The 5,039-nt window shown below is 43.4% G+C and carries 4 protein-coding genes; 3 read left to right on the top strand and 1 reads right to left on the bottom strand.

Annotated features, from left to right (window positions below):
• Positions 1 to 893, top strand: an 893-nt coding sequence (gene ligA, locus QVA83_RS17685) for an NAD-dependent DNA ligase LigA (protein WP_287498757.1), incomplete at its 5' end; no start/stop codon positions are given.
• 224 nt (positions 894 to 1,117) lie between these two features.
• Here ligA and QVA83_RS17680 read toward each other — a convergent pair.
• On the bottom strand, positions 1,118 to 1,645 hold the full coding sequence (locus QVA83_RS17680) for a DUF2062 domain-containing protein (protein ID WP_014949426.1): 528 nt from the start codon (positions 1,643 to 1,645) through the stop codon (positions 1,118 to 1,120).
• Positions 1,646 to 1,855: 210 nt separating this feature from the next.
• Here QVA83_RS17680 and QVA83_RS17675 point away from each other — a divergent pair, with 210 nt between their 5' ends.
• Both QVA83_RS17675 and QVA83_RS17670 read left to right on the top strand, forming a co-directional pair.
• Positions 1,856 to 4,450, top strand: coding sequence for a DNA internalization-related competence protein ComEC/Rec2 (locus tag QVA83_RS17675; RefSeq protein ID WP_502711476.1), 2,595 nt, complete (start codon positions 1,856 to 1,858; stop codon positions 4,448 to 4,450).
• A gap of 207 nt (positions 4,451 to 4,657) precedes the next feature.
• A partial coding sequence (locus QVA83_RS17670; RefSeq protein WP_287498755.1) for an ABC transporter transmembrane domain-containing protein occupies positions 4,658 to 5,039 on the top strand: 382 nt, incomplete at its 3' end.

The raw sequence follows: 5,039 nt of genomic DNA, 5'->3' as shown, positions 1-5,039 counted from the left end.
TAATCCGCCGTGCGGGTGACGTTATTCCTCAGGTCGTGTCTGTGGTAGAAGCTAATCGCACAGGTAGCGAAACTGACATTAGCTTCCCAAGCCAATGCCCGGTTTGTGACTCGCAGGTTGAAAAACTAGAAGATGAAGCGGTTGCTCGTTGCACCGGTGGATTAATTTGTGCCGCACAACGCAAACAGGCGCTTAAGCATTTTGCTTCGCGTAAAGCATTCGATATTGATGGTCTGGGCGACAAGTTAGTCGATCAGTTAGTTGACGCTGATCTTGTGCACAGTCCCGCCGACTTTTTCACGCTTTCGTTAGGCGATGTTGTTGGGCTAGAGCGCATGGCTGAAAAGTCTGCCAGTAAGCTACTGGCATCGCTTGAAGCTTCAAAGCAAACAACGCTTGCCAAGTTCCTATACGCATTGGGGATCCGTGAGGTTGGCGAAGCTACTGCGGCAAACTTGGCTGCGCACTTCGAAACCTTGGAGGCTATTCGCGAGGCGTCGCTTGAAGCACTGATTGAAGTCCAAGACGTTGGTGAAGTGGTGGCTACCCACATTTTCAATTTCTTTAACGAGTCACACAATACCGATGTTATTGATGCGCTATTAAAAGAAGGAATTAATTGGCCAGCTATTGAAAAGCCAGATTCGGATAATTTGCCTCTTGAAGGTAAAACCTGCGTTATTACCGGTACGCTTAGCGAAATGGGGCGTTCTGATGCGAAAGCCCGTTTGCAGTTACTTGGTGCAAAAGTGGCAGGCTCGGTAAGTAAGAATACCGACTTCCTAGTTGCAGGTGAAAAAGCGGGTTCCAAGCTAACCAAAGCACAAGAGCTAGATGTGGAGGTATGGGACGAAGCTGCGCTTATCGCTTTTTTATCAGAGCATGAAAAGTAGCCTGTCTGGCTTAAATTCAATAACAGAGCTCGGCGTAATGGTTTTCCTGAATAAATTAACGCCGAACTCATATTGATTGTTACCAATAAAAAACGCCACTTCTATGAAGTGGCGTTTTTTGTAATTCTTGCTCTGTCTTTTACGGCGTACATTGTACTGAACGTTGTAAGGAGCTTGAGAAAAGGTAAACATTTCTACAAACCCTCAAGTGTAGGGCTCTCACGCTAGTGGGCTTCTTGATTCCGCATTTGTCTGCGTCTTTCCCAGGCTTTTTTCACTTGAAAGCGCCAAACCCAGTTTAAAGAGAAATAACCCGCTAGACCAAACACAACCGAGCAAATTCCACACCCGACTAAAAATGCAGGGCCAATGGTATTAATGCTTTCTACAACCCACTGCCAACTAAACTGAAATTCAAAATGCTCAGGCTTGGTCCCAAGTACAGTAGTACCAACCTTGTAAGCCCCATAGAATATAGGCGGAATAGTAAATGGGTTAGTCACCCAAACAGTTGCAACAGATAAGGGCAGGTTTGCTCGAAATGGAATAGCTAAACCGGCAGAAAGCCACATTTGAAACGGTACCGGCCAAAACGCGAAAAATAAACCTATGCCAAATGCACCAGATGCAGAACGACGGTTTAAGTGCCAAAGATTGGGCTCGTGCAATACGCTACCAAAAATTTTTAAAGCTTTGTTTTGCTTAATGCTTTGGTGATCTGGCAAAAAACGTCGGATAAATTTCTTAGGCATAAATATCAATGCATCTCGAAAATAAAATCAAAAAAGACAGAAAAAATAACAGTAAACGGAATTGCGCAACATGAAATTGCACCACCCACATTCACTCACTGTCCATTGCTACGTGAAAACATGGTCAATCGTATCACAATTTGCTTAAGCTGTTTTTGCGCTAGCGCAATAAGTGCAGTTTTCTGGCAAAAACTTCCAAGTACTCACAGCATGGCATTGATGATTGCCATTTTAATAATATCTGTGACTATCATTATATTCATTTCGACGACAAAACCCGCTGAACATCATGCATTTCCAGAAGTGCTGCTATGTTGGGCTGTGAGCGGGCTGCTGTCTGGAGTACTTTGGGTGGCGAGTGTAGGGCATTTTTACTACGCTTGGCAACTGCCCCAAGGGAAAATTCAACAAGATGTCACAATTTCAGGTCGAGTTGTGTCGGGGGGATGTGTCTTCGGCACAGCTAGGGTGCTGGAAGCAACTTATCATTATGTTGTCGCTATTGAGTCTGTCAACCGTGAAAGCACAGCGACATTTCTAGACAACAGTATACTTTCCCCCTTGCCTAAGCGTGTTTTAACTAGTACGTTTAATTTCAAAGCTCGTCTTACTCACCAACATTATGAATTCCCAAATGATCGAAAAAGCGAAGGCTTAGCCAACAAGAAAATCGTATATGCTCAACAGGGGACTATAGGCGTGCGGCCTCAATCAGTTTCTCCGTCCCAGGTGAAATTAAATTGTTTGCACAACGGTGATACCTTCACCGCAATTGTAAAACTTAAACCTGCATACGGTACGGCTAATCCTGTTGGAGCTAGCCGACAACAGCAGTTGGTTAGCCAATTTATTCATGCAACTGGCTATATCAAGTCGATAGAGCACGATAAAACAAAGCATAATCACTCAGTGCGTTATGAACTTGCTACAACATTGCAGAAGCTAGACCTTGTTCATGAAAAATGGTGGCGCGCATTGCTGCTAGGGGAGAAAACGGGCTTTACGTTGGATGATTGGACCCTGTTACAACGCACCGGCACTGGGCACATGTTTAGTATATCAGGCATGCATCTATCACTTATCGCTGGGGTCTGCTTATTGTTTTTTAACCCCGTTATATTTTTACTCACGCATGTTACAGACCTATTAGGCAGAGCGAAATATTGGTTAGTACGTTCAGCCTCCATCAACTATCCGGCAACAGGTCGAAAGAATAGAGTGCGGGAAATAAGTAAGATGTTTCAAACCAGCGCGCCAATTAGAGCCTCTGTACTTTGTGTGCTTATTGTTGCTTGTTTTTGTTACGCGTTGCTTAGTGGAAGCGCATTGCCAGTTGTGCGTGCGCTGATACTGGTAACTATGGGGAGCGTGCTGTCTCTTTCTCGACATGCATGGCGGCCAGTAAATGTTGCGCTCACAATGCTTACTTCGAGTTTGTTGCTGTTTCCTCTCTCTATATTAAGCGCTAGCTTTTACTTGAGCATAGGGGCTGTACTGTGCATTTGGTTTTTAGTTGTTGTTCGGGGGCTACAGCGAGCACCTTGGTATGTGTCTTTGTTTAAACTACAAGTAGCGCTTACCGTAATAATGATGCCGTTAACCCTAATATGGTTTGGTAACGCCAGTTTTATTGCAGTTGTTACTAACTTAATCGCCTTGCCCGTAATAACGTTACTTTTACCTATTTGTTTAATTTCGTTGCTGGTCATTCACTTTGTTGAGTTTAGTTTCTCACAACAAATTACGGGCATGCTTATGCATTACAGTGATGCGTGTTTAGGGTATTTGTTATCGATTTTGAACGTTCTTAGTCAGTTTTCTGGGAGCGCTATCAGTTTTTACGTAAGTAGTGGTGCGGCACTTTGTCTAATTGTCGCTTTTTTTATTTTTCTTTTGCCAACATGGCGGTACAAAGCTATCTGCGTAGCGCTTCTCTTGCTCCCATCGCTAAGCATTTTTCAAAAGTGGTTACCTACCAATGAATCGGCATGGGCGCTGCATGTATTTGATGCGGGCCAGGCCAGTGCTATTGCAGTGACTGCAGGAGATCGGGCTATGATTATTGATTCTGGCGCTCAGTTTAATGGCAATGCTCATACTGCAACGAAACATCTGTTACCTTTTTTAGAAAGTAAGCATATTTCGAATATAGATGTTGTAGTTCATACGCATAGTGACAACGATCATGCAGGTGGGGCATTAGCCATTGAACAACACGCCTTAGCTAAACAAGCCACTTTCTACACACCAACATTAGGTTGTGAGCGAGGAAAGCGTATACTCTGGCAGAATTTAACAATCAATTTTCTATGGCCGCCAAATGGCAACAAAGAAGACAACAATGCCATGTCGTGTGTGGTTAAAATAACAAGCGACTCTGGTAGCGTGTTAATTCCTGGTGACATTGAGAAAACAAGTGAGTACGCGTTGATAACCCGTGAAATCATGGATGGTTTTTCAGAGGGGGCTTCAATAGATACTTTAGCGAGCTTTACAAATCTAAGTGCCGACATTCTTATTGCGCCGCATCACGGAAGCAAAACGTCGTCTACCAATGTTTTTATAGAACACGTTGCACCAAAAGCTGTGATCTTTACGCAAGGTTATGAGAATCGATGGCAGTTTCCTGCTTATGTTGTGGCTAAACGTTACGAGCGTTTGGGCGTAACGCAATATTTAACAAGCTATCACGGATATATAAGCGCAACCTTCGATAAGGATTCTTTTCATATAGATTCCCAACGTGGAACGTTGAATAATCGCTGGTATTTACCAGGCATTACACCGCGACACCTCAAAGACTAAGTAATATCGCCAAATGCCAAAAATATTAGCTTGTAACGAAACGAAGATGTACACGAATACCTTTAAATAGGTATGAAGTGGCCACACATTATTCACTTAGTTGGCAGACTAACCAATTTTGCCGCTATATTAGTGAATTAGAGCGAGAACGAGTACAATACTTTCAACGCGTTTTTGTTAACGTTTCAAACAGGTTAAAAAAACTACATGCAACAAGCCGACAACTCGGATTATCAAATTAAACGCTTTTTACAGTACCTTAAAGCGTATAAAGTGCCTTTTGTTTTTGCCATCATTGGTATGATTGGTTATTCCGCGGTAGATACCTTCGTATTTTCCCAGCTTCAGCCAATGATTGACGAATCACTGGGGAAAAACGACCATGACTATCTACGTCTAGCCGCATATGCGATTGTGCCGCTCTTTTTGATACGGGGTGTTTTCAACTTTTTAGGTAGTTACACGCTAAGCTGGATTGGTGCACAGGTGGTAATGCGCATGCGCCAGCAGTTGTTTGAAAAATACATTCATCTTCCAGTGGCATTTCACGATAATCATGCGGTTGGCGGGCTTATCAGTAAAGTCACCT

Source organism: Alteromonas sp. AO-Serp (genome assembly GCF_017849675.1).
GTDB classification, from domain to species: Bacteria; Pseudomonadota; Gammaproteobacteria; order Enterobacterales; family Alteromonadaceae; genus Alteromonas; species Alteromonas macleodii.
Note: the sequence above shows the minus strand (reverse complement) of the source record. Positions and strands in the feature narration are given on the sequence as shown.